Source organism: Thermosynechococcus sp., assembly GCF_025999095.1.
GTDB lineage: Bacteria > Cyanobacteriota > Cyanobacteriia > Thermosynechococcales > Thermosynechococcaceae > Thermosynechococcus.
Genome location: NZ_AP024678.1, coordinates 2188524 through 2215144, shown reverse-complemented (window position 1 = coordinate 2215144; position 26621 = coordinate 2188524). Strand labels below are relative to the sequence as shown.

The following is a 26621-nucleotide window of genomic DNA, read 5'->3' as shown; positions in this document are numbered from 1 at the left end:
CAATGACCGTTATTCTCGGCGCTGATGTTGGCGGCACAAAAACCCTCGTCGAGTTATGGGAGGTAGCAGGTAGTGATTGGCAGTTGCTCCACAGGGCGAAATACCCTAGCCGCGATTTCCCTGATTTGATAGCCCTTTTGCAAACGTTTCTCAAGGAAAGTCCTGCCCATCCACAGCGGGCGTGTGTAGGGATTCCCGGCCCAGTCATGGACCAAGTGGCTCAGGTGACCAATTTGGGTTGGCGGGTGAGTGGTGCCGAATTAGAGACGGTATTACAGATTCCCTGCGTGACGCTGCTCAATGATTTTGCAGCCGTGGCCTATGGTGCATTGGTGCTACCGCCGACGGATTTTGTTGTCCTGCAGGAGCGGCCGCGGCGTGCCCAAGCGCCGATCGCCCTATTGGGAGCTGGGACTGGCTTAGGGGAAGCCCTGCTGATTTGGCAGGGCGATCGCTACCAAGTGATGCCCCTTGAGGGCGGCCACACCGACTTTCCACCGCGCAATGAACAGGAAATAGGTCTATTGCGCTATCTCTGGCAAATCTACGGGCGAGTCTCCGTGGAGCGGGTGGTCTCTGGCCCAGGGCTGGTGGCCATTTACGACTATCTCAAGAGTGTCAACTTTGCTTCCGAGTCACCAGGGGTGGCAGCAGCCATGGCAAAGGCAGGGGAGCGCGCCGCCGTAGTGAGCCAATACGGCCTCGAGGGGGATCCCCTGTGTGCGGAAGCCTTGCGCATGTTTGTGGAGGCCTATGGGGCAGAGGCGGGCAACCTGGCGCTCAAAAGTTTACCCCTAGGCGGGGTACTCATTGCTGGGGGGATTGCCCCCAAAATTCTGGCAAAAATGGCCGATGGCACCTTTCTCCAAGGATTTGTGAATAAGGGACGCTTCCGCCCCCTGATGGAACAGTTGTACGTGGCGGTGATTACGAATCCCGAGGTGGGATTACGGGGCGCGGTACATTTAGCTGCTCAGGGGGTCTAGGGGTTAGAGATGCTTTAGTTGTGGATAGGCCACTAGCAGTTCATCGGCAGTGAGGGTATCGCCAATGGCTTGGGGTTGCCACAGAACTTCAACGGCCAGTAGGCGATCGCTACCAATACCCCCCAACTGTTGCAGGGCTTGCCGCAGTTCTAGGTCATTATTGACTGCGGGCAATTGCAAGCGTCCAGTGACCGCCACCACCAAGGTTACAACAATGTATTCCCCCACATCATTGCTCACCACAGGGGCGATCGCCGTCTGCTTAATCTCACGGCGGTAGTTGGAAAGGGTTTCAGCACTGAGTTTGCTGCGCTCCGCAAGCGCCAGTTGGTTAAAGGCGGTTTCCGCTTGCAGTAGTCTCGTTTCTTGGCTGCTGGCGTGGGCATAGACCCAGTATTGGGGATGGCGCAGCAGGGTAAGGGTTGCCTCTTGAAGCACTTTGGTCAGACCTGCGGGACTTTCGGTATCGGCGGTGAGCGCCAGTTGGTTCAGTTCCTCTTGGAGTTCGCGAGCTTGGGCTAGGAGTCCCACGTGCAGCGTGTGCAGGGAGACCACGGGGTTGTCTGGGTAGATTTCTGAGTCATCGCCACTGTTGCGGAAGTTGCGGAAGGTGGAGATCAAAATATTGGCCAGCACACCGATCATGATGATCGTGAATAGGCCGCCAAAGCCACCGCCAAAACCAAAAAAGGGAATCAAGAAGGGAAAGCCAAAACCACCGCCATAGACTGGAACGGGCTGAGCATAGCCGTAGTCACTGCGGGGGGCACGGTAGGAACGGGTGGGTGCCGGCCGACTAAAGGAGCCCCCTCCGACACGTCCACCACTGCGGGCTGCCCAGGCGGCACCACTGTCCAGGACAAGATGGGCAATCAATACCCCCACCGCCACAATTGCGGTAATGGATTTGAGACGTTGCCAAAAAGTTTTCATCATAAATTGTGTTCCCAAGGATTGACACACCGAAGGATGATGTCCTGCTTTAAGTCTAACGTTTTGTTATCCATAGAACAGAATCGTGAGGTCCAATCAAACCCTAAGGCCCTTTTGCCGTAGATGGGACACGCTTGCAGCGGTCAAAATTCGAGAGGCTTTTATCCCTAGTTGCGTAGGCCATATTTTAGAAAGGGGCTGTATTACGATATGAGAAGCAAACTTTCGATGAATGCTTTGCCTGCCGCGTTCTGTTCACGAAAACCATGATTGACATTCCTGCGCCTCTTAAGCCGGTGATTACCTTTGCCCACCCGGTCCTGATGTGGATTCTTTTTGCGCTCACGCTCTACGCCATGTATTTAGGGATACAAACCCGTCGCCTGCGCACCCTCAGCGGTGAGGAAAAGAAAGCCCTGATCCAAGCTAAGGTGAATGTCAAACACCACCAAGTGGGCGCCATCTTACTGGCCTTGATGGTCATGGGGACGATTGGCGGGATGGCGGTTACCTACATTAACAATGGCAAGCTGTTTGTCGGGCCGCACTTGATTGTGGGGCTAGCAATGACAGCATTGGTTGCGATTTCGGCGAGCTTAACCCCCTTCATGCAAAAGGGCAGTGAGGTGGCTCGTGCCTTGCACATGACCCTAAATCTGTTTTTGGTGGTCCTTTTTGGTTGGCAAGCGGTGACGGGTCTACAAATTGTGCAGCGAATTCTCAATGCCAGCTAGGGGGAAACGGCAACCCAGAAAGAGACTGTGGCAATTGCCAAAATTCTGCAACAAGTGAGCACTTTTGTGCCAGAATTGGGAGCAGCGCTGATTACTGCAAATAATTCCTAATGCAGTAGGTGCTCCTTGGCTTTACTGCTTGCAGAAGGTTCACTTTCTGGGTGCCCATGACTACACTTTCCCTGCTGTCAACGCTGAAAACGGCTGTTCAGGTTGCCCATTTACACAAGTCCTTTGAGCGTTTTCCGGCAATTCGCGATCTCAGCCTCTCTGTCCAGGAGGGGGAAATTCTGGGCCTATTGGGGCCGTCGGGTTGTGGCAAGACAACGTTACTGCGCCTAATTGCCGGTCTGGACACGCCAGATGCTGGGGAAATTAGGGTGGGCGATCGCTGTGTCGTAGGGGCAAATGTGTTTATACCGCCAGAACAGCGGTCCTTGGGCATGGTTTTTCAGGATTTTGCCCTGTTTCCCCATCTAACGGTGGCTGAGAATATTGCCTTTGGTTTGCAACAACAACGCCTGAGTAAGCCGCAAATTCAGGAGCGAGTAGCAGCGGTTTTGGCCCTGGTGCACCTAGAGGGAATGCAAAAGCGCTATCCCCATGAACTTTCTGGTGGACAGCAGCAGCGAGTGGCCTTGGCCCGGGCGATCGCCCCCCAGCCAGCCGTGATTCTCCTCGATGAACCCCTGAGTAATCTTGATGCCCAGGTGCGGCTGCAACTGCGGGAGGAATTGCGCCGGATCCTCAAGGGAACTGGCACGACAGCCATTTTTGTCACCCACGATCAGGAGGAGGCTCTGAGTCTGTCGGATCGCTTGGCGGTGATGCGCCAGGGCAAAATTGAGCAGGTGGGTACCCCTGAAGAGATCTATCGCTGCCCTGCCTCGCGGTTTGTAGCGGGGTTCATTACCCAAGCCAACTTTTTACCGGCCTGGGCCGACGGCTCTCAAGTGCGCACGGATGTTGGCACATTTCCCCTTTGGGAAGCCCTAGCTCAGGGGGAAGGGGAAGTGATGATCCGCGAAGAGGATCTGCAGTTGCACCCAGACACTGAGGCCACGAGTTGCTTTGTGATTCGCGATCGCCAGTTTCTCGGTCGCGAGTATCGCTACTGCATTCAACTGCCCTCCGGCCAAGAACTCCATGCCCGCCAGCCCCTGGCTGTGGATATTCCCATTGGTACTGCTGTGAAAGTGGCAGCTGAAGCGGTGCGCTTTTTCCCAAAGGAAAACTAATTTAGGTAAGTTAGGAGACGTGCCATATACTCACCCCAAAGGGCAGCCGCCAGCCCACTACTGCCTTGGGTGGGGCTATTGTCATCATTGCCTAGCCAAATACCAGTGAGAACATCGGCGGTGGGCAGGTAACCAATAAACCAGAGATCGCGGCCATCATTCGTCGTGCCGGTTTTGCCTGCTACTGGCGGGCCAAGTGCGGCAGCACGCCCCGTCCCCCGGCTCACAACAGCGGTGAGTAGGTGGGTCATTTCGTTGGCGATCGCCGGACTGAGAACTTGTGGGGGCGTTTCCGCCTTGGCCGCATAGATGAGGCGACAGGTCTGCCAGTCGTTTGCACGTTTACAATCACCGCCATCGCGCACTGACACAATGGTATGGGGTGGAATGCGCTGTCCTTCATTGGCGAGCACGGCAAAGGCCCCACTCATTTCCAGAAGGGTTACCTCACTTTGACCAAGGACAAGGCCGGGCACCGCTTGCAGCGGTGTCGTAATTCCCATAGCTCTGGCCAAGCGGATAATGGCTTCTAAACCCACGGCTTGGGCAAGGCGTAAGGCAATGGGATTTTCAGAAAGAGCCAACCCCGTGGCTAGATCCATAGCGCCACCACCGCCACGACACCCCTCGAATTGTTGTCCCTGCCAGAAGACAGGGGCGCAGGAAAAGGTTTCGCCGGCGGTGTGTCCTTTGATGAGCGCTTCAGTATAGGCAAACACCTTGAAGGTCGAACCGGGCTGGCGCAGGGCAAGGGTAGCACGGTTAAATTGGCTTTTTTGGTAGTCCACACCCCCCACAAGGGCACGAATGAGGCCACTACTGGGCTGGAGGGTGATTAAGGCCCCTTGCTGCACCCCATAGGTGCTGCCTGTGCTACTGATGAAATGGCGCAGACTGGTTTCGGCCAGTTCTTGCCAGCGGGGGTCTAGGCCGGTTTCGACAATGAGGTTGCCCTCCTGAGCCAGTTCCTCCCCCAGCAGTTGGGCGAGTTCTTGATAGGTGTGGTCTGTGTAGTAGGAAAAGCGTTGGGAGTTAAGCAAGTCCCGTGCCTTGGGGCTAATTTCAATCCGGGAGCGCCGGGCGCGATCGCCCTCTTCTTTGCTGATGTAGCCCTGCTGCACCATGCGCAAAATGACCCGATTGCGGTAATCCACCGCCGCATCGTAGTCGCGCACAGGATTAAAACGGTTGGGTGCAGGCAGAATCCCCACCAGCGTGGCCGCCTCATTCAGCGTCAGGTCTTTGGCGGGCTTATCAAAGTAGAATTGAGCCGCATCCTCAAAGCCACGATTGCCCATGCCCAAATAGACACGGTTGAGGTAGGCCAAAAGCAACTCATCTTTGCTGTAGAAAAATTCCAACTTCAGAGCAACCGCCATTTCTCGCCATTTGCGGCCTAAACTGTCCTCCGTACCGACTTGGGAGCGAAAAAGGGTCCGTGCTAGTTGCTGGCAGAGAGTACTGGCACCTTCGCGGGTTTGGCGTGTGAGTAGATTGGTGACAATGGCCCGCGCCATGCCGATGGGATCCACCCCAAAGTGCCAATAGTAGCGAACATCCTCAGAGGCCAGAACCCCATGAACCAAGTAGGGGGAAAAACCATTGAGGGCCTTAAGTTCACGGTGGGGGTGATCGTCCACTGGATTGATCAGTTCCCCTTGGCGATCGAGGAGAATAATCGGGCCTTGCTCAATGGGGGATAGGGGACGCACCGCCACTTTGCTAGCTTCGGCAGCAAGTAATCCCATGACCAGGCCACTGAGGCCGATCGCCCCCCCAATGCTGTAGGTGAGAACACGAACCCAAGGGGGGGGTGGATTGTGGAAGCGGAGGGTAACAGCGCCTTTGACTTCTGGGGGGCCTAAGGTAATGACATCGCCGTGGTGCAGTTCACTGGTTTGTAGGCGCTGCCGTTGGCGATAGATGCCATTGGTGGAATCTAGGTCTTGGATTTGAAAGACGCCTGTGGGAGTGAGCCGTTTTAGGCGGGCATGGGTACCACTGACAATCTCTGCCTCAATCACAATGTCGGCGCGACTCTGACTACGGCCAAGAATGTAGCGATCGCCAACTAAGGGAAAGACTTGCCGTTGACCTCGGTACTCCACCCATAGTTCAGGGGTGCGGGCATTTTCCCGCAGGGAGACCTGTTGCCAATCAAAGCGAGAGTGAACCGTCTGCACCGCTTGGGTGACGGTTTGGGTCACCGACTGCCAAAGATCTCGAGCAGGATTAGGCATGGCAGCAGCGATCGGGACAACATTATTGGAGTTATTGGACGCACTGGTCGCTTGATTATCTCCCTTCCCTACATTTCTGGCACATAGCCGGCCGGAACAGCACTGGGGTCGGTATCCCGCTTAGAACTGAGGATGTCCATGCGGTCAACCAAAATCACGGGCGAGGAGCGATCGGCACCCGTATTGCGGTCTTGCCAGCGATCAAACTTGAGACTGCCCTTAATGCCCAGGAGCGTGCCTTTGCGCACATAGTCAGCAGCCACCTGAGCCGTTTTGCCCCAAATTTCCAAGCTAAACCAATCGGGTTGATCTTCCTTGGTGGGGCGATTCACTGCCAATGTCAGCCGACACTTCACATTCCCTGACTCAAAATAGCGCACTTCGGGATCAATGCCGACACGACCCACCAGATGAACGACGTTTAGACCCATAGCTGACTGCCTCAGATTGTTCTTTGCTCTATTGTACAGAGTTGCTTCCGGTCCGATTCACCATTGACGCCGCAGGATTGGTCAAGGAGCCCCTTCACCTAATCCTTGGATCCGCCCATTTTAGGAGTAAATCCGCAAGGAGGTTGCCGACAATCAGCATCACTGCTCCCATCATGAGACTGGCCATAACCACATAAGTATCTTGAGCCGTCACTGCCTGTAAAATCAGGCGACCAAGACCCGGCCAGTTAAAGAAAAACTCGGCAATAAAGGCACCACTGAGGAGGTTGGCAAATTCAAACCCCAAGAGCGTGATCAGGGGGTTCACGGCATTGCGCAGAGCATGGACATAAATTACCCGTGATTCGGGCAGGCCCTTGGCGCGGGCGGTTTGAATGTAGTTTTGGCGCAGCACATCCAGTAAATTGCCGCGCATCAGTCGCTGCAGGCCGGCAAAGCTCGTGAGGGTGAGCGCCACACTCGGCAAAATCAGATGCCAGCCAATGTCGAGGATTTTGCCCCACCAGGGAAGATCATCGTAAAACAGGCTGGTCATCCCCCCCACTGGAAACAAGGGGGTACTTTGGGCAAGAAAGAGCAGCAAGAGGGCGGTAATGAAGCTAGGAAACCCTTGGCCAATGTAGCTGACGACCCGCAGCAGGCGATCGCTCCAACGATCTTGAGTCACCGCTGCCCAAATCCCTAAGGGAATGGCTAACCCCCAAGTCAGCAGAATCGAACTTAAGGAGAGCAGAAGGGTGGCGGGTACTCGCTCCCACAATAGGGAGGCCACCGATCGCTGATAAACAAAACTCGTACCAAAGTTGCCGTAGCGAATAATCTGCCACAGCCAGCGAAAGTATTGCTCTACAGGTGACTTGTCGAGACCAAATTGCCGCTCCAGCTCCTGCAAACGTTCCAAAGAAATCTGCGGATCTGCCTTGAGATTGTCGAGATAATTGCCCGGTGCCAGTTGCATAATGGCAAAACTTAACGCCGAGGCCAATAGCAGCGTAATCAGGGCCTCCCCTAAGCGTCGCAAAATCAGGCGGCTCGTTTCATTCCCAAGGCCTTGGCCAATGGAGTTGAGCATGGCTTATTTAGAGGCCAGCACGGCATCAATGGCCGCCTTCAATTCAGCTTCACTGAGCTGGGTGACAACAAAGACTTCCTGCACGGTTTTGCCGCGGCGGGCAATCACCTTAAAGCCGCCTTTGATGGGCACCGAAACCCGTAGGTGCAGATGGGGGGATTTACCTTTGACAGGAGCAATGACACCGGGCGTCAGTGTCCTAATCCCCGCCACTTTGGCTAATTTTTCCAAGACGGGAATCAAGCCTTCAATGTGCGTAGAGTGATTGAGGACAACCCGACCCGTTGTTGCTGCCATTGTTAAGGTAACCACCGTGCTTGCAAGCCGGGTGCCAAAGGTTCTGGCATCCCAACGACGATTTTATCTTGATCTAATTTTAGGGGGAGAAGCGAAATTTGATGCTGTTGGGCAGGCAGTTGACGCGGTGGCGGGGGTGATCCTGGGGGGGCAGTGGGCAGTTCTACCAGGTCACTGGGACGGGGGTTGACTGGCGCAGTTTCGCTGTCCAGATCGCGATTATTGACCTCATTGGGAATTTCGCGTCCCTCAACAGAGTCAACGGCCAATATACGGCCATCGGGTGCCAAGCTCAGGTATAGCTCCTGCTGCGGGTCAAAATCCTTGAGTTTGAACAGTTTTTTAGTTTGCAGATCAAGGAGGGCTAGATAGGGAACTTCGCGGTAATTGCCTTCCCCTTCGATGCGGGTGAGAATGGCATAGAGAAATTTCCCCTGGGGATCAAATTGACCAGCAATGATTGACCCGTTGATGGTCAGCAACTCCCTATGCTCGCCAAAAATGTCCACCACATAGAGCGATCGCGAGAAGTTGGGGTTAAACTTTACGGCGGCCACTTGTCGTCCATCGCGGCTAAAATCCAGCACCATGCCATACTGGGGCAAAAAGTCAAAGTTACTCTCACCATTGGTGGCTTCTAGGGGCACAATGGCCAATCCCTGCCCTTGGGCAATGATTAAATGCTGGTTGTCGGGAGCAATGCGAAACTCCCCAGCGGCGGCTTGGTTGAGGCGGCGGGGCTGAAAATTTTCATCGAGGAGCCACAGGGAGCTATCCGCAGGCTGGAGACGATTCACCCGTTGCACCACAATTTTGCTGCCGTCATTGGCCAACTGAAAGCGCAGATTTTGATATTCGCTGTTGTCAAGGATCAGGGAAATTTCGCCCACGGGTCGAGGTTGACGGCGGGGGGTATCAGGGGCATTGAAGTATAGCCCGGTGGTGACGGTGTACAGTTGAGGGTCAAAGCCCATTTGCTCGCCCCGCTCGCCTGCACTAAAGAGAATGCGATCGCCGGCGGGATAGGGCTGAAAATCAAACACCCGCAGATTGGGGGGAGTGAGGAATATCTTTTGTTGCAGCGTCAGGTTATAGAGGATGAGGCGGCCCTCTTCGGCCCCAGAGCCAAGATAGACCAGCACGCGATCGCGGCTGCGAAACTGCCCCTGAAAGGGTTTGATCGGTTTCCCTTGGGGCACAGAAACGGCATCCGCTAGGGAGACTTTGAAGGCTTGACCGTAGGGAAGCGGCTGCGTCAGCGTGTAGGCAAAACGGCGCCCTGACCAACTGGCCTTCCCCTCAAGGGGTGGCTCAATCTTGAGATGTGTTGCCACCGAGGACCAATCCATCAGCCGATTAAAGGTGAGGATAAAGGCGCGATCGTCGGCTCCTACATCGCGGTTTTGCCATGAAAATTCCCGCACTTGGGGCTGGGTGCGATCGCCCCCCCATAAAAGCAAAAGGGTCAGCACCAGCGCCCCAAGGAAGACGCTCAAAGCGGCTCGATCCAATGGCTGCGCAAAGGAGTGAAAACGCATTCGCAGGAACAATCACACAGTAACAGGCGTACTATACCAGATGGCTTCAATTTGCTGGATGATTGGCCTTGCTGCCGCTGGGTCTTCCAAAAGAACGGTGATATGCCCCAATTTGCGACCCGCATAGGTTTGACGTTTACCATACCAGTGCAGGTGCGCGTGGGGGAGAGCTGCCAAGGCCTCACATTTTGCCCCATAGTCAACCTGCGGTTCGGCTAAGCCGAGGAGATTGACCATGACGGCCGCGGGTACCTGCAGGGCGGGACTGCCCAAGGGCTGGCCAGTAATGGCGCGCAAATGCTGCTGAAATTGACTCGTGACACAGGCATCAATGGTGTAGTGTCCGGAATTGTGGGGGCGGGGGGCAATTTCATTCACCAGTACTTCCCCCGTGGCCATTAGGAAAAACTCAATGCCAAAGATACCCACGCCATCAAGGGCCGTCAGGATGTGGCGGGCAATCTGCTGAATTTGCTCACTGACTTGGGGGGCAATGGCAGCAGGAGCCATCACCCAGCGACAGATGCCATCCACCTGCTGCGTTTCCACCACCGGATAAAGGGCAATCTCCCCTTGGGGCGATCGCGCCGCCATGATTGCCAGTTCTTTAACATAGGGCACAAAGGCTTCCACCAAAAACCCTTGGGGCGGAATCTCTGGCCAGCGTTGCTGAAACTGTTGCCAGGCCTGCCGATCGCTAATGACAAACGTCCCTTGGCCGTCGTAGCCATGGCGACAGGCTTTAATCACACAGGGAAGGCTGGGGGGACGATCGCCCAAATAGGTGAACTCCGGTACAGGAATCCCCAGGGCCTGTAAAAAGCGCCGCTGCTGGTATTTGTTCAGCAGAGGAGCTAAAGTAGCCAAGCGGGGATAAAAACACCCCCGCCGCTGCTCAAGGTGCTGCAGTCCCTCCAGATCAACAAACTCATTCTCAAAGGTAATCACATCAACGTGCTCAGCCAGTCGTGCTGTGGTGGCCCCATCGGCGATCGCCCCATAGCACACGCCATCGGCAACCGCGACGGCGGGATCCGTTGCGGCAGGCGTTTGGACCCACAGGGAAAGTCCCATCTCCTTGGCCGCCAGTGCCAGCATCCAAGCCAACTGACCCCCACCAATGACACCAATCCGCATTATTTTATCCACTCTGTCCGACGATTTCCGCAATAGACTCAACGGCAACTATTGTCCTACGGCAATGTTCCCTCAAGGCCACTCCTAGAGAGTCAGCTGCACAAACCAAACACTGGGATCATCGCCGGCAGTCAACTCAAAGTTTAGTTTGCGGCAAATACGGATCATCCCCTCGTTGTCCTTGAGAACATAGGCGTGGATTGCCCGCAGCTTTTCATCGCGGCCGATTTGAATCAACCGCTGCAGCAATTCAGTCCCAAGGCCTTGCCGCTGCCAGCGATCGCTAATCAACAGCGAAAACTCCGCCGTGGGACTAAAGTGATCCTTGCTAAGGCGGCCAACGCCAATAATTTCAATACCCGCGGCCCCCTGGTGTTCCGCCACAAGGGCTATCTCGCGGTCGTAGTCCACAAAACAGATGCGCACCAGGCGATCGTGGGCAACCCGCTGCGATAACTTCATCAGGTGGAAATAGCGCAAATAGACACTCTGCTCCGAGAGGGTGGCATGGTACTGGCGCATCAAGGGTTCATCCTCTGGCCGAATGGGGCGAATCAGCACTGGGGTACCATCGCGCAACTGCCACGGACTGACGTATTGGCTGGGATAGGGACGAATTGCCGGCTTGACAAACATGCTTTCCTCTTGGTGGAGCGCAATGCGAGCATCTAAGACCAGTAGGCGATCGGGGGGTGCCACCAGCAGGGGATTGATGTCAATTTCTTTGATCCACGGTTGCTCCACCACCAGCAGACTAAAGCGTACGAGCAGATCCTCAAGCAGAGCAAGGTTAAGGGCTGGCCAGCCCCGCACGCCAGCAAAGGCACGGGAGATTTTGGTTTGCTGAATGAGGCGCCGCGCTAGGGTGGTGTTCAAGGGGGGCAGGGCGATCGCTGTATCCTCCAAAACTTCCACCAACTGTCCGCCTGTGCCAAAGAGAATCACTGGGCCAAATTGAACATCGGTGGAACTGCCCACAATGAGCTCAAACCCTTGCCATGGAATCATCGGCTGCACAGTGACGCCAGCAAAATGACCCGCTCCCGCCGCAGTGGTGACATTTTTCTCAATTTGTTGGTAGGCAGTGATGACGGCAGCAGCATCGGGAAGATTGAGGGCGACACCCCCAACATCAGTTTTGTGGGTAATTGTTGGTGAATAGAGCTTGAGAACCACGGGATACCCGAGGCGATCGGCGGCCGCCACTGCCTCTGCTGCACTGCGGGCAATACAGGTTTCCACCACTGGCAGGCCATAGGCAGCAAGAACAGCCTTGGCTTCCCACTCCGTTAACAGGGTCCGTCCCTCACGGCGCACTTGCTCAAACAGTTGACTGACAGACTCTCGATTCGGGGGGGTGGTGGTCAAGGGCAAAGCGGGCGTTTGGTATAGTGCCTGCAAGTGGTCGCTATAGCGCCACATATAGCTAAAGATGCGGGCAGCGGTGTCGGCATAGGCATAGGTGGGAATGCCCGCTTGGTTGAGAATGGCTTCCCCTGGTTTCACGGTGTTGCCCCCCATCCAACTGGCCAGAATCGGCTTGGCACCACTGGGACGGTTTTGGGCATAGGTGGCAAGATCTTGGGCGACCGCCAAGGGATCCGTCATGGCTTGGGGAGTGAGGATCACTAGTAGGCCGTCACTGTTGGCATCCGTTTCACAGTGTTGCAGTGCCTTGAGGTAGCGATCGGCGGTTGCATCCCCCAAAATGTCCACGGGGTTGCCGTGGCTCCAAGCGGGGGGGAGCACTTGATTCAGTGCCTGTAGGGTATCCGCACAGAGAGAACTCAGTTTGCCCCCCGCCCGAATCAGCGCATCAGTAGCCAAGACCCCCGGGCCGCCAGCATTGGTGAGAATCGTCAGATGGGGGCCTTTGGGACGTGATTGCTTGTCCAAAACCTCTGCCATGTCAAACAAATCTTCAATGGTTTCCACCCGCAGCACCCCACAGCGTTCTAGTGCTGCATCCACCACTGCATCGGATCCCATCAATGCCCCTGTATGGGAAGCGGCGGCCTGGGCAGCGGCAGCAGTCCGTCCGGCTTTGATGACAATGATGGGCTTGATATAGGCCACTTCCCGCGCAGCTGAGAGGAAGGATCGCGCATCCCCCAAAGATTCCATATAGATAACAATGCAGCGGGTTTGCGGATCATCGCCTAGGTAGTAGATGAGGTCACCCCAGCCCACATCCAGCATCGTGCCAATGGAGACGAAGGCACTAAAGCCGACATTCTCCTGTAAACTCCAATCCAAAATTGAGGTGCACAGGGCGCCGCTTTGACTGAGAAAGCCAACATGCCCTGATCGCGCCATTCTGGCGGCAAAGGTGGCATTCAAACCCGTGGGCGGACACATCACCCCTAGACAATTGGGGCCAATAATGCGCATCCGCGCCTGACGAGCAATGGTTAAAATCTCTTCCTCAAGAGCCAGTCCCGCTGCCCCTACTTCGCGAAACCCGGCTGAAACAATAATGGCTCCTTTGACGCCTGCGGCGGCGCACTCGGCCACCACCGCTGGCACTGTAGCCGCAGGGGTGGCAATGACTGCCAGATCAACCGCTTCCGGGATAGCCGTCACACTGGCATAGGCCTTGATGCCCAACACAGAACTGCGGCGTGGGTTAACGGGAAAGACGGTGCCGCCGAAGGGGCTTTGAATCAAATTCCACAGCAGGGTGCGGCCAACACTGCCTTCTTTTTCGCTGGCCCCGATGACAGCAACACTTTTGGGGGCAAAGAGGGGACGCAGGGGCTGATGACCGGCGCGCCAAATGTCGTAGGCCGTGGTTCGGGTCATGCTGTTACTCGCGCTCCAGAAGGTGGGAACTGAGCCACCTCTACTTTAGCGAGGGCGATCGCGCCAAGTTACGCTTCGTTACGCGGTGTGGAGTTCCCAGTCACAGCCCTTCTCACCGGTGCGCCAAAGCCGCAGCTCAACGCGACTCTCGCCGAGGCGCAGATGACGAATGTGGAGTTCCTCGATACTGGCGGGCAACAGGGGCTGGTGGAGCAAGAATTTGCCTTGGGGGGCATCCACAAGTGGCCAAACCATGATCTGGATGAACTGGAAGAGGCTGGCGGTTGCCCAAGCTTGGGGGGAGCAGGCCACTGGGTACTGTACGGGCTGGGGATAGGTCTGGCGATCGAAGCCACAGAACAGTTCTGGGGGGCGCAAATCCGGCTGCCGACAGGTCATATCAAACAGGGTATCCACAAGAGTCAGGGCAAAGTCACTATCGCCAATTGCCCGCAGACCAAAGGCAATCAGGCTGGTATCGTGGGGCCACACTGACCCCAAGTGGTAGCCAATGGGATTGTAGGCTGGGGAGGTGCTGCTCAGGGTACGAATCCCCCAACCATTGAACAGATCCGGTAGCCGCAGCCGTTGCCCCACCCGTTGGGCTTTCTCGGGGTCACAAATCCCTGTCATCAGACATTGGCCAGCATTGGAAGTGAGACTATCCACCCGCCGACCGTCACCGTCGAGGGCAAGGGCATAGAATCCGTCGGATTCCAGCCAAAAGTCGCGGTTAAAGCGCGCTTTGAGGTCGGTGGCCTCCCGCTGCCAGCGATCGCCCCACTCGCCATAGCCCAGGGCGTGAGCAATGACACTGAGGCGAGTTTTGGCGGCATAGACATAGCCTTGGACTTCACAGAGGGCAATGGGACCCTGGGCAAGTTCGCCGCGGCGGTTGACAATGCAGTTACCGGAGTCCTTCCAGCCCTGGTTGTCAATCCCCTTGGCGGCTTGGCGATTGTAGCTGAGGTAGCCCGTGGCAGCCATCTGTTGATCAATCCAAGCCATGGCAGCAAGGGCATGGGGCCATAACTGCTCTAAGGTGGCGCGATCGCCTGTCCACGCATAGTAGTCGCCGTAGAGCATCAGCCAGAGGGGGGTGGCATCCACGGTGCCGTAGTAGGGGGTATGGGGAATTTCGCGATTGCGTGCCATTTCGCCAAAGCGCAGCTCGTGGAGAATTTTCCCCGGTTGCTCATCGCGCTCCGGACAGACCTCCCTGCCTTGGTAGTGGGCAAGGGTGCGCAGCGTATCACGGGCGATCGCCGGATTGAGGATCAGCGTTTGCATGGCTGAAATAATTGAGTCGCGACCAAAGAGCGTCGCAAACCAAGGAATACCCGCAGTCAAAACCTTGCCATGGCCAAAGGACTGCAACAGCATATAGAGATCCGCCATCCCCCGCCGCAGGATGCGATTCCACTGCGGATTCGAGGTCACGATTTCTGTACAGTCTGACCACCATTGTTGCCGTTCCTCTCGAGCCGCTTGATCCGCAGCCGCTAGGGAGGAAGGAACTACTACCTGTGCCGTAGGTGCCCCATTGGTAAAGGGACGGACGCAATAGTGAATACTGTGGTAGCCTTGGGGTTCGAGCTTGAGGTGCCAGGTGGCTGTGGTGTCATCAAGACGGTCAGGGGGAGTGCCCAAGAACTGCACTTGGGTCTCCATCAGGGCACCATCAAGACCTTGATAGGCGAAGCAGAGATCGGCGCGTCCCTTGGTGTGGCGTAATTCACAACCGACGGGTTGCAACCTCTGTCCCCGCTGGGGGCGACCACCACCGTATTGGCGAATTTCAAATAAATCCTGAAAGTCTGCGGCAAAGGTAAGTTGAATATCCACCACTGCCGGCTGTACTTGGTGGTTGGTAATCAGAATCGTTTCAAAAAGGGCACCGCGCACAACGAGGCATCGTTCGATCGCCAACGCTTCCGCTGGTACGTTGGACTGTTTGGGGTTGGTGCACACTACCTTGAGGGCGTGGCTACCCGTACAGTGAAAACTTAGAAGCACTGGGCGATCGCCCCCCACCCGCAACTCCGCTTGACTGAGGAAGCGGGTATCTTGACAAAAGAGCCCTGTAATCGCCGTTTGCTGTTCATCATTGCAGATATTCCCCAACTCATCACAGATGAGCAGCACATCATCATCCTTGAGAACGGGAACGGTTTTGGGGTGGGTTTGAATCTTGGTGGCCGGCAGGGGTGGGGCGACAATGGGAATGTAATCGCGCCCGTACAGGGAAACGACATCAGTCTCCATGGGTGCGGCAGGGGTCTCGCTTTAGAAGGAAAAATTTTGGTTAATTTATTAGATCTTCCCTTACTATTGGGGGACATCGCAATAGGTAAATATGCGGAAGGTACAGCAGCAGCTTGCACAGGCGGTGCTAGCCTTTGCGGCGCTGCAAATAGGTGGCTACCCCCGTGTTAATGAGGCTGTGGAGAATCAGCATTCCCCAATTCAGCAGCAGATTATCCCAAGTGGGGGCATAGACAGGCGTTGGATCAAAGGGCTGGGGCGGTGGTTCAAAAAGGCCAAAATCCAAAGGCGGTGGCACCATCCCATTGACATCCATGAGGGCGCCATAGGCTCCCATGGCCCAACGGCCAATCGTCAGCCAAGAGAGAGCCGTTGCAACGCCCGTGAGCTTAAAGAGGACGCCGGCAAAGATAATTTGCGGCAGGAGCAACGGCGGTAAAACCTTGCTTGCTTGATCGCTATTATTCACGGCAGCGGAGATCAAAAGCCCCAAACAGAGACTCGCCACTAGGGTCAGGAAGGTGGTGATGCCAAACCCTAGCGGCCAAGGGAGGAGGGCACCCTTTGGCAGACCAAAGGCCAACAGTCCCACCAGGGTAATGAGCAGCGTTTGTGCCAAAGCCATGCCCTTGCCAAGGGTGAGTTTGGCTGCCATGTAGGCCCAGAGACTGAGATTGGCAAGGCGTTCGCGGCGGTAGATGGCCACCTCTGTGATCAAGGCCTGCGCCCAGCCCGAGAGTCCCACCCAAAGACAGGCACAGGTAAAGACAAAGAGAATGCGCAGGGTTTGAGCCGCTTGCAGCAGACCGGGGGGATCTTGGGGCACAAAGGGGGAGCGATCGATGGCAAAGCGGGTGAGCAGCAGGGCAATAGGGACACCGATCAAATTTAAGACAAGGCTGAGGCGATCGCGCCACAGGAGTTGCCACTGGCGTTGACACAATACCCGCCATTGGTAGAGGTGAGGTGGTGCCGGCTGCTGCGGTGGTGCTTCGGCATTGGCACGACTCTCCGCCCCCAAAACACTGGTACTCTCGTAGTGGGGCCCGATACTGAGGTGGCCGGCAAGGTAGCGTTCATAGTGGGCAGATTGGCGAAATTGTTGACTCCATGCAGCACTATTTTCGGGAGTTAGGAGGGCATAAATTTCAGCCACAGAATTCAGGGGGCGATCGCCCGTTGGACTAAAGAATTGACGAGCCTCATCGGCCGGGCCAAAATAGCAAAGACGCCCGCCGGGACCAAGCACGAGTAGGCGATCGCACAAATACACATGGCTGGTGGCGTGGGTCACCAAAACAATTGTGCGTTCTTGATCCGCCAATTGCCGCAGCAACTGCATCAGCAAAAAGTCTAGCCCCGGATCCAGACCCGAGGTGGGTTCATCCAGGAAAAAGAGCTTGGGATTGGCCAATAGCTCAACGGCAATACTCACCCGCTTGCGCTGACCGCCACTGAGGCTGGCCACCAGTTGCTGTTCGGTGCCCCTTAACTGCACCTGCTCAAGAACTTGCTCAATTGCTGCCCTGCGGTTTTGGGCATCGGTATCGGCAGGTAAGCGCAGTTGCGCCGCATAATTGAGGACTTCGGCCACCGTGAGGCGGGCATGGACAATATCCTCTTGGGGGACATAACCGATTTGGTGGCGGTAGGTGCCAAGATGGCGATGCAAATTCAAACCATTGAGCAGCACCTCTCCTTCCTGGGGCGGCTCTAGCCCCATCAGCACTTTTAAGAGGGTGGATTTCCCCGTACCACTGCCACCGACAATACCCACAAGTTGTCTCGGCTCTGCCACAAAGGAAACATTTTGTAAGAGGGGGCGATCGCCCGCTGGCGTTTTTACCCGTCGTTCCAATCCCCAAGCATCAATGCGAAGATGACTGCCCTGATCCGTAATTTCTAGGGTCTCATGGCGGTAGAGAAGGACAAAGGGCCCAATGCGAATCTGATCCCCATTGCGCAGGGTGTAGGGGGCCTTTAGGAGTTTGGCGTTGACATAGGTGCCGTTGCTGCTGCCCAAATCCCTCAGAACGTAGAGACCCGCACTGGTGCGATCAATGCTGGCGTGGCGCAGGGACACCGTGGGGGCATCCAGTTGCCAATGCTGATAGCTATTGCTCCCTTGGCGCCCTAAAGTCAGCGGCCATTCCTTGAGGGTTTTGAGGACAAGGCGGCGCTGCTGCGGTAAGGGTGGTGGACTGGCGGTTCCCGCAAACTGGATCTGGACCAGCAATTGCACTTTGTTTTTCGGGTCTTGGCCAATTTCTAGGCGGAGGGTTTCCCCGAGGGCAAAGCCCTCTTCAATGCCGATGCGGCGTCGGTTGTAGAAGGTGCCATTGGTGCTGCGGCGTTGGTGGCCATCTCCATCCCAGAGGGAGTAGGTTGCCCCCTGTTGCTTAAAAACGGCATGGCGGCCGGAAATCACTGACCACAGGGGATCATCAGGCACCACCAAATCCGCCCACTGGTGATCGCGCCCCAAGCGATGCTCTGGTTGGGTCAGGGAGTAGGTCAGCGTTTTCCCTTGACTTTCGAGGGTAAGGGTGACGGTGGGTAGATCAACAACCGTTTTTGGTGGGGGCGATCCCATAGGCCGCTTAGAAGGAGGACACCTGTTTGATGCGTTGGCACAACCGAGTAGCAGTTTCAATTAAGACAGGCACAAACTCATGGGCGGCTTGCAAACTAGTGGCTAAAACAGCCGCATCTCGAATGTAGTCATAAACCATTTGATTGCGCAGTTGCCGCATGGTAAACCAAGCCTCTGCATCGGGCACAAGGCCAAGCCGCTCAGCACGGTCAAGGTTTTCCAAAAACGTCGCCACCGGTTCGCCAAAGGCACCGAGATAGGCGGGCAAGAGCTTGCCTCCTAGGGTATCTTGAAGGCGGCCAAAGCGCGCCACAAAAGCATCTACGCGCTCTGCAAGATCAATGTCTTCCTCCAACTGGGCCGCCCGTGCTGCCGTAAAGGGTTCCTGAAAGAGGCGTTGATCGGTCACCTGTAGGTGTGCCACTTCTCGCTCCACTAGCTCGCAAAGGTGATATAGCCGTTCCTGAAGTTGCGGACTTAGCATTGCAAGCGAATTCCCGTTTGGCGGGCCCAATCATGGATGGGCTGCCGCTGCAGATTGGGTGCCCAGAGGACAATATCCACTTTACGCCCCCCCATAGCACGGCTGATTTTGGCTCCGAGGCGGGCACTGACAAGGGCAGGATTCTCAATGGGCTGGGAGAGCCGAATCAACAAATCCACATCACCGCCCTTTTGGCGATCGTCCACCCGCGAACCAAATAACCACACCTCTGCCTCGGTTCCCACCAGCACCGCCACTATCTGGCAAATTTGCTGCACTTGCCGATCTGTCAATCGCAACCTGATTCTCTCCTACGCTCGCCGGGGGGTGCGTTGGTGCGCGTTTGCTAGGATTACGCCTGCACAGGCTGGGCATATTCTTGAAATTGGCCGATCACCCGTTCCACCTGGGCCCAAGAGCCATTGTCGGCAACCGCCGTCAAAAGATGATCTGGGTGAAGGTCTTCCCCGCGGGCGATCGGGTTGTGGTGTGTTTGCTCCCACAGTGTTGGGTCGAGGCAGCAAAGGGGGGCGATCGCCTGTGGGTTCCACAGCCAGTAGAGGTTGCAGGCCAGTTCCCGCAGGGGGTGCCAAACGTTGCCGCCGGTGAGAATGAGCGTTAAAGGTGGGGGTGGGCTTCATAGGGGCTGCCAGTGTCGTCGTTTCTATCTTAATTGCCTATGCGCTTTGACTATGATTTGCTGATTGTTGCGGCCAGTCCCTTGGCTTTGGATATTGCCTATCGGTGTGCCCCTTTGGGGCGGATTGGCTTGGTGATCCCCCCGCCTGACGAGCAGTGGCAATGGCAGTGGCAACGCTGGTGGTTATCGCAGTTTCCGCCGCTGACGTTAGATGCTCAGCATTGGCAACACTTTCAAGCCCACCTAGGCCACGGCCAGCGACGCTATGCCCCTAGGGTTTTGGAACTGGTGGGGGTAGATCTGATCACAGGGGTGGGGGAATTTGTTTGGCGGCCACGCTGTCATTTTCAGGTGGGGGGCGATCGCCTCTATGCGCGAGGCTATTTGCTCCTTGATGCGCCGGCGGCAATGGATTTTCATGATATGGACGCCCTCAGCAGGATTGAGCGGGCCTGTTGGCACCACTGGTCTGGCAACGCCCCTGATACTGACGGAGAGGGGCTGCCGGTTGTGACGACAGAAGATGCGTGGTTCAACGATCGCCTGCACGCTGCTCTAAGTGGTCTCGGTTGGGGGGTTCCGCTCCTGGGAAGGCGCAAAGCGCCTGATCCGACTGCTTTGAATGTGCAACACCTGCAGCGGGATGCTCAAGGGTGGTTGCGGATCAATCCCCAAGGGCGCACGAGTCATCCCCAAGTCTATGCCTGTGGCAGCTGGCAGCGGGGATACCATTTGCCCTCTCTGACGTTCTTTGAGGCCTTTGCGATCGCCCGCCAGATTTTACAGCGAAAACCCATGCCCCTGGATTACTACCGTCAACCGTGGTGGATTGCCTTACCTGTGCCCATTGCTCGTGTGGGTTGGAATGGGCGGCAAGCGCAGCAGTATCTTAGGGGACCGATTCAATGCTGGGAAATTCAGCAGTTTAGTCCTGAGGGTCAGAGTTTAGGGCAAGTGGTGATCAATCGCCAAGGGCAGCTTCTAGGAGCAACATTAATGGGACGCGCGGCGATCGCCAGTAGTCGCATTTTTGGTCAGTGTTTAGAGCAAAATGCCTTTGCTGCCATCACCTATGCCGGTTGGGAACTGGAGTGCCAGCGCCAGCGATCGCCAACGGCGCGACGTTCCGCCAATGCCGGTAAGGGATGAGCTTCTCCCTTGCCCTGATGTTGCCAGAGAATCGTAAAGGCACCCGCCCCTTCCCCCTGGTGGGGCCATAGGCGATAGCAGGGGAATGCCGCTAGATGGGATTGATAGGCCGCTAGTGCCGGCACCGGTTGAGGCAGCAACTGCGGAAACTTTGCCATGAGCCAAGCCGCCACATCCTCGTTTTCCTCCCGACTAAAGGTGCAGGTGCTATAGAGCAGCCATCCCCCCGGGCGTACAAGGGCGGTTGCCGCCGCTAGAATCCGTTTTTGTCGCCGTTGGTTGTGGCGAATGGTCAATGGATGAAAGCAGCCGTCGGCTTTTTGTCCCTTGGCCAGCAGGGATTGGCCAGAGCAGGGGGCATCCACAATCACGACATCGGCGGTACCTTGGAATTCAGTGGCCAGCACTTCGCTATCCCAGGCAGTGACGCCTACGGGGTGGACGCGACAGCGTTTGAGATTGCCAATGAGCATCCCTACCCGCTTGCCAATGGTCTCATTGCAGATGAGGTAGCGAGGGTGGAGCGATCGCCACGCCAAGAGGCTCTTGCCGCCAGGCGCCGCACACACATCTATCACCAAGGACGGCTCCTGGGGCAGGGTGAGTAGGGGAACCGCCGCAAACACCGAGGAGCTATCTAGGCAATAATAGGCACCGGCTGCATGGAGAGGGTGTTGACCCGTTGGACTACCGGCAACAAAGCGGCTCACCCAGGGGGGCTGCCACGACAGCGGCGGTAAGGCCACAAAAGGTAGTGAAGCAGCCGGCTCCCCACACCAAAGCACAGTGGCCGGATAAGCTGGGGGGGTCATTAGGGCCTGGAGGAACCGCTCCCGATTGTCCGCCGTCTCAAAAAGGCGATTCGCACAGGCCAGCGCCAATCGAGAGGGGTTGACCACAGGGTTAGCGGTGGAGGGCAATGGCAGCGTTGACCGCTTCGGCAAGGGCGCGCACACTGGCCACCATGGCCACTTCACTATTGAGTTGGTTGACGGCAGAACCAACCCCGACACCCGCCGCCCCAGCGGCGATCGCCAGCGGAATCGTCACCGTCGAAAGCCCCGAAGCACACAGCACCGGCACCGAAACAGCACGGGAAATTTCATAGGCGGCTGCCAATGTGGGTGCTGCTTTTTCAATCAGGCCCAAGGTGCCACCGTGGTGGGGCTGGCTACTCGTTCCCCCCTCCGTTTGAATCACATCGGCACCAGCGGCCACCAAGGCCTCAGCCAGGGCAACCTGTTGATCTAAAGGCAGCGTATGGGGCACCGTCACCGACAGCATGATCTGGGGCAGCAGCTCACGAGTTTGGCGCGTCAAGGCCAGGACTTCCTCGGCACTAAACACCCGCCCTTGGGCGTAGAAACTATCGTAGTTGCCAATTTCCACCAAATCGGCACCCGCAGCAACCGCCTGCAGCAGTTGCAAGGGCTCCACCGCCGACACGCAGACCGGCAGCGTTGTTAATTCCTTTGCAAGGCGCACCAGTTCAGGATCGGCAGCCATATCCACAAAGGTGGCGCCCCCCTGATCGGCGGCGGTCACGACCGCCCGCACGCGATCGCGATCAAAGTTGTTCAGGCCACTGATGATCTTGAGAGCCGAACGCTGCTCAAAGGCAGCAGCTAAACGCGGATGCAGCATAGACTTTGAAGTGTTCCATAATTGTGCATTTTTTTATCCTACCGCCCGTTTCACAACAACTGGAGGCCTTTTCCTAGAAGCTAAATGTGGTGCGGATCAGCCCCTGCAAAAGGGGACTGCTGTCAGAGCGATTGTGGGCATTGGTTATCGCCATAAACACCGGTGTAATTAAAATATTGTCGCTCAGGGGATAGCGGAAAAAGAGTTCATAGTTCGTTTGGGTGGCATCATTAACTTGCGGGGCTGAGGGCAACGAATTAATAAAGGGCTGGCCCACGGCCGCCGCCAATAGCGACCCCTCGGTGAGCAAATCCCGGTAGGCAAGGCCGACCATCCATGTGTGCGCCGTAGTATTCACTTGCCCACCGGCAGGAATGACAAGGGCACCCGGCTCGACGGCAAAGGGCCCTAGGCCATTAATGGTGGCTCCATCCCCATAGAGCTTCATATCGGAGTAGGCATAGCGCCCAAAGAGGCCAAACTTGCCCAGGGACAGTTCCGCATTGACCCCACCTGCATTTTGGGAGATGTTCAAGGTCGAGGAGTTGGTGTATTGCAGGCGAACAGCAAAATTGTTTTGTTCATTGGCCCCAAAGGCGCGCGCAAACTCCAATTCCACAGTTCCCTGATAGGGATCGCCAAACAGGCCCCCCCCTGTGGCTACACCGCCGGGGGCGTTGGCAGTGGCGGCAACATAGACACTGCGCAGGGTAAAGAACCCTCCTCCTGGGTTCCATTCAATACTCACCCCTGCGCCGCCGGGATCATTCACGGCAAAGGGGACAATCAGGGGATTGTTGATAAAAAAGTTGGAACTAAAATCCGTGAATGAATCGTTAGCGTAGCTGTTGGTATCCACAATATCACTGGGGTAAAACTGCGGGCCTATGCCGATTGTCAAGTCGGCCGTGGGCTTGAAGGTATAAAAAAGGCGAAATAGATTCGCAGCTGCTCCAACACCGCCATAATCCACAGAACCACCGGCAAGGAGGCCGTTGGTACCAATCCCCGTTTGCCCAAAGGTATCTACGCCATTGTTACCCACCTCCAGCGTTGTGGTCAGCAAGTCGGTACCGCGGAAACTGGTATTCAGGTTCAGTTCTACACGGCTGATCACTGTGGGGTTATAGCCCCCCCCGGCAAACACAGTCCCCGTGACGGGATCAACTACTTGGCCTGTATTGCCACCGGCTTGAAAGGCCATCACGGCATCCACGGATAACTTGGTGGTTGTGGAGAATTGCTGAGCTTCTAGGTTGGCAGTACGCGCTTCCAGCTGATCTACCCGCCCGCGAAGCGTGGCTAATTCGGCAGTAAATTCCTGAGAGAGCCGTTGCACTGTAGCGAGATCTTCTTTGCTGGCAAAGCGATCGCTAATTACATCGAGGCAGGCATTTAAAGCCGCCGCCATTTCAAACCGCGTCAGGGCGCGGTTGCCGCGAAAGGTGCCATCGGGATAGCCGGCAATACAACCATATTTTTCCACTAAAGCAGCAAGGGCTTGGTAGGCCCAATCGGTGGGACGTACATCAGAAAGCTGTGATACAGAGGTCACCTGTCCTATGCTGGCACTTGCCCGCAGTGGATTCAGTGTCTGAGCAAAAACTCCTGAATTCAGGAGGAAAACGTTGATGCCAAGAGCACCCACGATGACTGCTGTTAGGGATTTTGCCATAACTGCCCTCCTAGCCTCACACCAAAAGACTGCCTGGGGAGTTCACCCAGGCTAAATAAGAACTGGAGTGATTTGTAATGATTATCATTCTACTTTTTCAGGGTGTCAACCAAAGCCATGCTCAAGTTAGCATTGGGGTTGTCGCTTTTCCTATCTCCCCCCTCCGCATCATGGGTGTTCTTCCCCGGCAACGTTGGCTCTTGCCACCGATTGATCCTGAGTGTCGTGACGCCTTGAGGCGGGCGCTGGGTTGCCCCTCATCGCTGGCGGAAATTTATTTGCGGCGGGGTCTCACAACCCCTACAGCCGTACGGGCGTTTCTCGAACCGGAAACCCTAGAGCTACCGCCGCCCAACACAGTCTTTCCTGACCTGGATTTAGCGGTGGAATTGCTGCAACGGGCGATCGCCCACGGTGACAAGATGACTATTTGTGGCGATTACGATGCTGATGGCATGACGAGTACCGCCCTGCTGTTGCGTGCCCTGCGCCATCTGGGAGCAGACATTGACTATGAAATTCCCTCGCGCCTGCATGAAGGCTATGGCATCAATGAGCGGATTGTGCAGGAGTGCTACGACCGGGGCGTCAAACTGATTCTCACCGTGGACAACGGCATTGCTGCCCTCCAACCTATTCTTAAGGCGCGGGAACTGGGACTGACGGTAATTGTGACGGATCACCACGATGTGCCGCCGCAACTGCCGCCTGCCCATGCCATTCTCAATCCAAAACTCGTTTCCCCGACCTCTCCTTACCATACCCTCGCGGGGGTGGGGATGGCCTATATCCTTGCTGTGTCCCTGGCACAGCGATTGGGCAACTGGCGGCCACTGGTGCGGCCTTTGCGGGAGCTGTGTACCCTGGGCACAATTGCCGATCTGGCTCCCTTGACGGGGGTGAATCGCCGCTGGGTCAAGCAGGGATTGCAAACCCTTCCCACCTCTCCCCTGGTGGGCGTCCAAGCGCTGATGCAGATGGCGCGCTGTTTGCCTGAGCAGGAGGCCTCTTTGAAACCCACCGCCATCGGGTTTCGCCTCGGACCACGGATCAATGCCATCGGCCGAATTGGGGATCCGCAAGTGGTGATTGAACTGTTAACAACGGATGATCCAGCCCGGGCTCAGAAGCTGGCAGCCCTCTGTGAGGCAACTAACCGTCGCCGTCAGGATCTCTGTGCCGAGATTGAAGCGGCGGCGATCGCCCACCTCGAAGAGACGGCTTTTGATCCCCAACAGGAGTGGGTTTTGGTGATTGTCCAGCCCAACTGGCACCATGGGGTCATTGGCATTGTGGCCTCCCGTCTTGTGGAGCGCTACGGCGTACCTGTGTTTATTGGCACCTATGAAGATGAGACGACAATTCGTGGCTCAATTCGCGGTATTCCAGAATTCCATGTTTTTGAGGCTCTTGAGGCAACCAAGGACTTGCTGTTGAAATATGGCGGTCATAAGGCGGCCGGCGGATTTAGCCTCCGGGCGGAGCATTTAGCAGCTTGGCGCGATCGCCTGCGGGCCTTTGCCCAAACCTGTCTCAAGCCCGAGGATCTGCGTCCCCTGGTCACCCTTGATGCCGAAATCTCCTTTGCGCAACTGACCTGGGACTTTTACACTCAAGTGGAGCAATTGCAACCCTTTGGCAGTGAGAATCCTCAGCCTATTTTCTGCAGTCGCGGGGTCAAGATCCGCGAACAAACGCCCATGGGTCAGCAGGGGGAGCACCTGAAACTCACCCTAGAGCAGAATGGGCAGCAGATGACCGCCAAGGCTTGGCGCTGGGGACCATTGTTGCCGTTGCCGACCAGGGTAGATATTGCCTATCACCTCACAGCCCACACTTGGAATGGCGAAACCCAGTTGGAACTCGAACTGAAGGGCATCAAACCCTCACTGGCGTGGGACGTCCCCGAGCCACCGAGTCACCCGCTTCCCAGTTGGCAACCCCTACCACCTTTGACAACGCTCCTACCGCAGTTGCGCGACCCTGTCTTGCTCTATGGCTATGGCCGCCCTGAGGTACCGCCCAACTTGACCACGGCCAGGATTCATTACGATCGCCCCCGCGATCGCTGTCGTACCCTCATCCTCTGGTCGCTGCCGCCCTCTTGGACCCATTTGCGTTGGCTATTGGCCATTGCCCAGCCCGAAATCGTCTATGTCGGAAACCAACGACCCGCGATCGCCCCCCTACCAACCCTCATCCTTTCGATTCAAAATGAGCTCAAGGCCACCGCAGGGACTAAAGTAAATCTTTTAGCCTGGAGTCAGACCTATTGGATTGCCCCCTGTACGCTGGTCGCGATCCTACGCCATCTGGGCTATGGCTGCGAAGAATTTGCCCCCACCCTGAGCATGACCGAAGAACTGGCACGATTGCAACGCTGGTATCAGCTGCAGGCCAAGGATTTGGCCCGGTTAGCGCAAACGTGGGGGACTGCCAAAGCTTTGAAAAAGAAATGGCTTACAAATTGCCGCGACGCACGGCCAACAGGAAAATAATCATTGGCCCTGCAATGCCAATCATGGCAATCATGGTGAGTTGGGCAATGACTTCAAAGTTGATATTGCTAAGAAACTCAATAATACCATTGAAAATTCCCATAGGTTCTCCCGAGTAATCAGCGGTTATCAGTTTGTGATTTTATTTTAGAGCAGGGGGGAGCACTCGCAGCGTTTGGCAACGGCTGCCTCAGCCTTCTGCTCCCATCCCTAAGCTACACTGTAGAAGCAGAATTCTCAGAAA

At 56.2% G+C, this 26621-nt stretch carries 22 protein-coding genes; 5 read left to right on the top strand and 17 right to left on the bottom strand.

What is annotated here, in order from left to right; genetic code table 11:
* Window positions 1–2: 2 nt before the first annotated feature.
* On the top strand, window positions 3–986 hold the full coding sequence (locus Q0W94_RS10845) for a glucokinase (RefSeq protein WP_297758965.1): 984 nt from the start codon (window positions 3–5) through the stop codon (window positions 984–986).
* A gap of 3 nt (window positions 987–989) precedes the next feature.
* Here Q0W94_RS10845 and Q0W94_RS10840 read toward each other — a convergent pair whose 3' ends face one another.
* Window positions 990–1922 carry a DUF1517 domain-containing protein gene (locus Q0W94_RS10840; protein WP_297758962.1) on the bottom strand — a complete coding sequence of 311 codons (933 nt, stop codon included), beginning with the start codon at window positions 1920–1922 and terminating at the stop codon, window positions 990–992.
* A gap of 263 nt (window positions 1923–2185) precedes the next feature.
* Between Q0W94_RS10840 and Q0W94_RS10835 the strand changes: the two genes are divergently transcribed.
* Together Q0W94_RS10835 and Q0W94_RS10830 are read left to right on the top strand one after the other, a co-directional pair.
* Window positions 2186–2653, top strand: coding sequence for a DUF4079 domain-containing protein (locus Q0W94_RS10835; protein WP_297758959.1), 468 nt, complete (start codon window positions 2186–2188; stop codon window positions 2651–2653).
* A gap of 167 nt (window positions 2654–2820) precedes the next feature.
* Window positions 2821–3891 (top strand): ABC transporter ATP-binding protein, encoded by a 1071-nt coding sequence (locus tag Q0W94_RS10830; RefSeq protein ID WP_297758956.1) that lies wholly within the window; start codon window positions 2821–2823, stop codon window positions 3889–3891.
* Here the strand turns inward: Q0W94_RS10830 and Q0W94_RS10825 are convergent.
* The 12 genes from Q0W94_RS10825 to Q0W94_RS12415 form a co-directional block, all read right to left on the bottom strand.
* Entirely contained in the window at window positions 3888–6131 is a 2244-nt protein-coding gene (locus Q0W94_RS10825; protein WP_297758954.1) for a transglycosylase domain-containing protein, read from the bottom strand. The genes Q0W94_RS10830 and Q0W94_RS10825 overlap by 4 nt on opposite strands.
* Window positions 6132–6199: 68 nt before the next feature.
* Entirely contained in the window at window positions 6200–6562 is a 363-nt protein-coding gene (locus tag Q0W94_RS10820; RefSeq protein ID WP_297758951.1) for a single-stranded DNA-binding protein, read from the bottom strand.
* Window positions 6563–6656: 94 nt separating this feature from the next.
* On the bottom strand, window positions 6657–7655 hold the full coding sequence (locus Q0W94_RS10815; protein WP_297758948.1) for an ABC transporter permease: 999 nt from the start codon (window positions 7653–7655) through the stop codon (window positions 6657–6659).
* Window positions 7656–7658: 3 nt separating this feature from the next.
* The gene (locus Q0W94_RS10810; protein ID WP_024124554.1) at window positions 7659–7952 is read right to left on the bottom strand and encodes a DUF2103 domain-containing protein; all 294 of its coding nucleotides are present in this window, start codon (window positions 7950–7952) and stop codon (window positions 7659–7661) included.
* A 2-nt stretch (window positions 7953–7954) separates the two neighbouring features.
* On the bottom strand, window positions 7955–9490 hold the full coding sequence (locus Q0W94_RS10805; protein WP_297758945.1) for a hypothetical protein: 1536 nt from the start codon (window positions 9488–9490) through the stop codon (window positions 7955–7957).
* Window positions 9491–9502: 12 nt separating this feature from the next.
* Window positions 9503–10627 (bottom strand): 5-(carboxyamino)imidazole ribonucleotide synthase, encoded by a 1125-nt coding sequence (locus Q0W94_RS10800; protein WP_297758942.1) that lies wholly within the window; start codon window positions 10625–10627, stop codon window positions 9503–9505.
* Window positions 10628–10711: 84 nt separating this feature from the next.
* Window positions 10712–13429: a bifunctional acetate--CoA ligase family protein/GNAT family N-acetyltransferase gene (locus tag Q0W94_RS10795; protein WP_297758939.1), complete on the bottom strand. Its 2718-nt coding sequence runs from the start codon at window positions 13427–13429 to the stop codon at window positions 10712–10714.
* Between the two features lie 78 nt (window positions 13430–13507).
* Window positions 13508–15694 carry an amylo-alpha-1,6-glucosidase gene (locus Q0W94_RS10790; protein WP_297758936.1) on the bottom strand — a complete coding sequence of 729 codons (2187 nt, stop codon included), beginning with the start codon at window positions 15692–15694 and terminating at the stop codon, window positions 13508–13510.
* A 127-nt stretch (window positions 15695–15821) separates the two neighbouring features.
* Entirely contained in the window at window positions 15822–18287 is a 2466-nt protein-coding gene (locus Q0W94_RS10785; RefSeq protein ID WP_297758933.1) for an ATP-binding cassette domain-containing protein, read from the bottom strand.
* 7 nt (window positions 18288–18294) lie between these two features.
* Complete coding sequence (locus Q0W94_RS10780) at window positions 18295–18771, bottom strand: hypothetical protein (RefSeq protein ID WP_297758930.1); 477 nt, start codon at window positions 18769–18771, stop codon at window positions 18295–18297.
* Complete coding sequence (locus tag Q0W94_RS10775; protein WP_297758926.1) at window positions 18765–19070, bottom strand: nucleotidyltransferase domain-containing protein; 306 nt, start codon at window positions 19068–19070, stop codon at window positions 18765–18767. Before Q0W94_RS10775 ends, Q0W94_RS10780 begins: the two co-directional genes overlap by 7 nt.
* 53 nt (window positions 19071–19123) lie before the next feature.
* Window positions 19124–19306, bottom strand: coding sequence for a DUF3417 domain-containing protein (locus Q0W94_RS12415; RefSeq protein WP_399372412.1), 183 nt, complete (start codon window positions 19304–19306; stop codon window positions 19124–19126).
* A 144-nt stretch (window positions 19307–19450) separates the two neighbouring features.
* Here Q0W94_RS12415 and Q0W94_RS10765 point away from each other — a divergent pair, with 144 nt between their 5' ends.
* Window positions 19451–20560: a hypothetical protein gene (locus Q0W94_RS10765; RefSeq protein ID WP_297758921.1), complete on the top strand. Its 1110-nt coding sequence runs from the start codon at window positions 19451–19453 to the stop codon at window positions 20558–20560.
* On the opposite strand, the gene Q0W94_RS10760 is transcribed toward Q0W94_RS10765, so the two are convergent.
* The 3 genes from Q0W94_RS10760 to Q0W94_RS10750 form a co-directional block, all read right to left on the bottom strand.
* Window positions 20482–21504, bottom strand: coding sequence for an RsmB/NOP family class I SAM-dependent RNA methyltransferase (locus tag Q0W94_RS10760; RefSeq protein ID WP_297758918.1), 1023 nt, complete (start codon window positions 21502–21504; stop codon window positions 20482–20484). The genes Q0W94_RS10765 and Q0W94_RS10760 overlap by 79 nt on opposite strands.
* Complete coding sequence (locus Q0W94_RS10755) at window positions 21464–22204, bottom strand: DUF561 domain-containing protein (RefSeq protein ID WP_297758915.1); 741 nt, start codon at window positions 22202–22204, stop codon at window positions 21464–21466. Before Q0W94_RS10755 ends, Q0W94_RS10760 begins: the two co-directional genes overlap by 41 nt.
* Window positions 22205–22277: 73 nt before the next feature.
* Window positions 22278–23879 carry an iron uptake porin gene (locus Q0W94_RS10750; protein WP_297758912.1) on the bottom strand — a complete coding sequence of 534 codons (1602 nt, stop codon included), beginning with the start codon at window positions 23877–23879 and terminating at the stop codon, window positions 22278–22280.
* 170 nt (window positions 23880–24049) lie between these two features.
* Here Q0W94_RS10750 and recJ point away from each other — a divergent pair, with 170 nt between their 5' ends.
* On the top strand, window positions 24050–26377 hold the full coding sequence (gene recJ / locus Q0W94_RS10745; protein WP_399372410.1) for a single-stranded-DNA-specific exonuclease RecJ: 2328 nt from the start codon (window positions 24050–24052) through the stop codon (window positions 26375–26377).
* Here recJ and psb30 read toward each other — a convergent pair.
* Complete coding sequence (gene psb30, locus Q0W94_RS10740; RefSeq protein ID WP_011057084.1) at window positions 26340–26480, bottom strand: photosystem II reaction center protein Ycf12/Psb30; 141 nt, start codon at window positions 26478–26480, stop codon at window positions 26340–26342. The two genes, recJ and psb30, sit on opposite strands and share 38 nt — an antisense overlap.
* Window positions 26481–26621: the final 141 nt, after the last annotated feature.

Bases quoted from the DNA above. Each gene is read 5' to 3' on its own strand.
- Q0W94_RS10845 (WP_297758965.1), top strand. From the start codon at position 3: ATGACCGTTATTCTCGGCGCTGATGTTGGCGGCACAAAAACCCTCGTC.
- Q0W94_RS10840 (WP_297758962.1), bottom strand. From the start codon at position 1,922: ATGATGAAAACTTTTTGGCAACGTCTCAAATCCATTACCGCAATTGTG.
- Q0W94_RS10835 (WP_297758959.1), top strand. From the start codon at position 2,186: ATGATTGACATTCCTGCGCCTCTTAAGCCGGTGATTACCTTTGCCCAC.
- Q0W94_RS10830 (WP_297758956.1), top strand. From the start codon at position 2,821: ATGACTACACTTTCCCTGCTGTCAACGCTGAAAACGGCTGTTCAGGTT.
- Q0W94_RS10825 (WP_297758954.1), bottom strand. From the start codon at position 6,131: ATGCCTAATCCTGCTCGAGATCTTTGGCAGTCGGTGACCCAAACCGTC.
- Q0W94_RS10820 (WP_297758951.1), bottom strand. From the start codon at position 6,562: ATGGGTCTAAACGTCGTTCATCTGGTGGGTCGTGTCGGCATTGATCCC.
- Q0W94_RS10815 (WP_297758948.1), bottom strand. From the start codon at position 7,655: ATGCTCAACTCCATTGGCCAAGGCCTTGGGAATGAAACGAGCCGCCTG.
- Q0W94_RS10810 (WP_024124554.1), bottom strand. From the start codon at position 7,952: ATGGCAGCAACAACGGGTCGGGTTGTCCTCAATCACTCTACGCACATT.
- Q0W94_RS10805 (WP_297758945.1), bottom strand. From the start codon at position 9,490: ATGCGTTTTCACTCCTTTGCGCAGCCATTGGATCGAGCCGCTTTGAGC.
- Q0W94_RS10800 (WP_297758942.1), bottom strand. From the start codon at position 10,627: ATGCGGATTGGTGTCATTGGTGGGGGTCAGTTGGCTTGGATGCTGGCA.
- Q0W94_RS10795 (WP_297758939.1), bottom strand. From the start codon at position 13,429: ATGACCCGAACCACGGCCTACGACATTTGGCGCGCCGGTCATCAGCCC.
- Q0W94_RS10790 (WP_297758936.1), bottom strand. From the start codon at position 15,694: ATGGAGACTGATGTCGTTTCCCTGTACGGGCGCGATTACATTCCCATT.
- Q0W94_RS10785 (WP_297758933.1), bottom strand. From the start codon at position 18,287: ATGGGATCGCCCCCACCAAAAACGGTTGTTGATCTACCCACCGTCACC.
- Q0W94_RS10780 (WP_297758930.1), bottom strand. From the start codon at position 18,771: ATGCTAAGTCCGCAACTTCAGGAACGGCTATATCACCTTTGCGAGCTA.
- Q0W94_RS10765 (WP_297758921.1), top strand. From the start codon at position 19,451: ATGCGCTTTGACTATGATTTGCTGATTGTTGCGGCCAGTCCCTTGGCT.
- Q0W94_RS10755 (WP_297758915.1), bottom strand. From the start codon at position 22,204: ATGCTGCATCCGCGTTTAGCTGCTGCCTTTGAGCAGCGTTCGGCTCTC.
- Q0W94_RS10750 (WP_297758912.1), bottom strand. From the start codon at position 23,879: ATGGCAAAATCCCTAACAGCAGTCATCGTGGGTGCTCTTGGCATCAAC.
- recJ (WP_399372410.1), top strand. From the start codon at position 24,050: ATGGGTGTTCTTCCCCGGCAACGTTGGCTCTTGCCACCGATTGATCCT.
- psb30 (WP_011057084.1), bottom strand. From the start codon at position 26,480: ATGGGAATTTTCAATGGTATTATTGAGTTTCTTAGCAATATCAACTTT.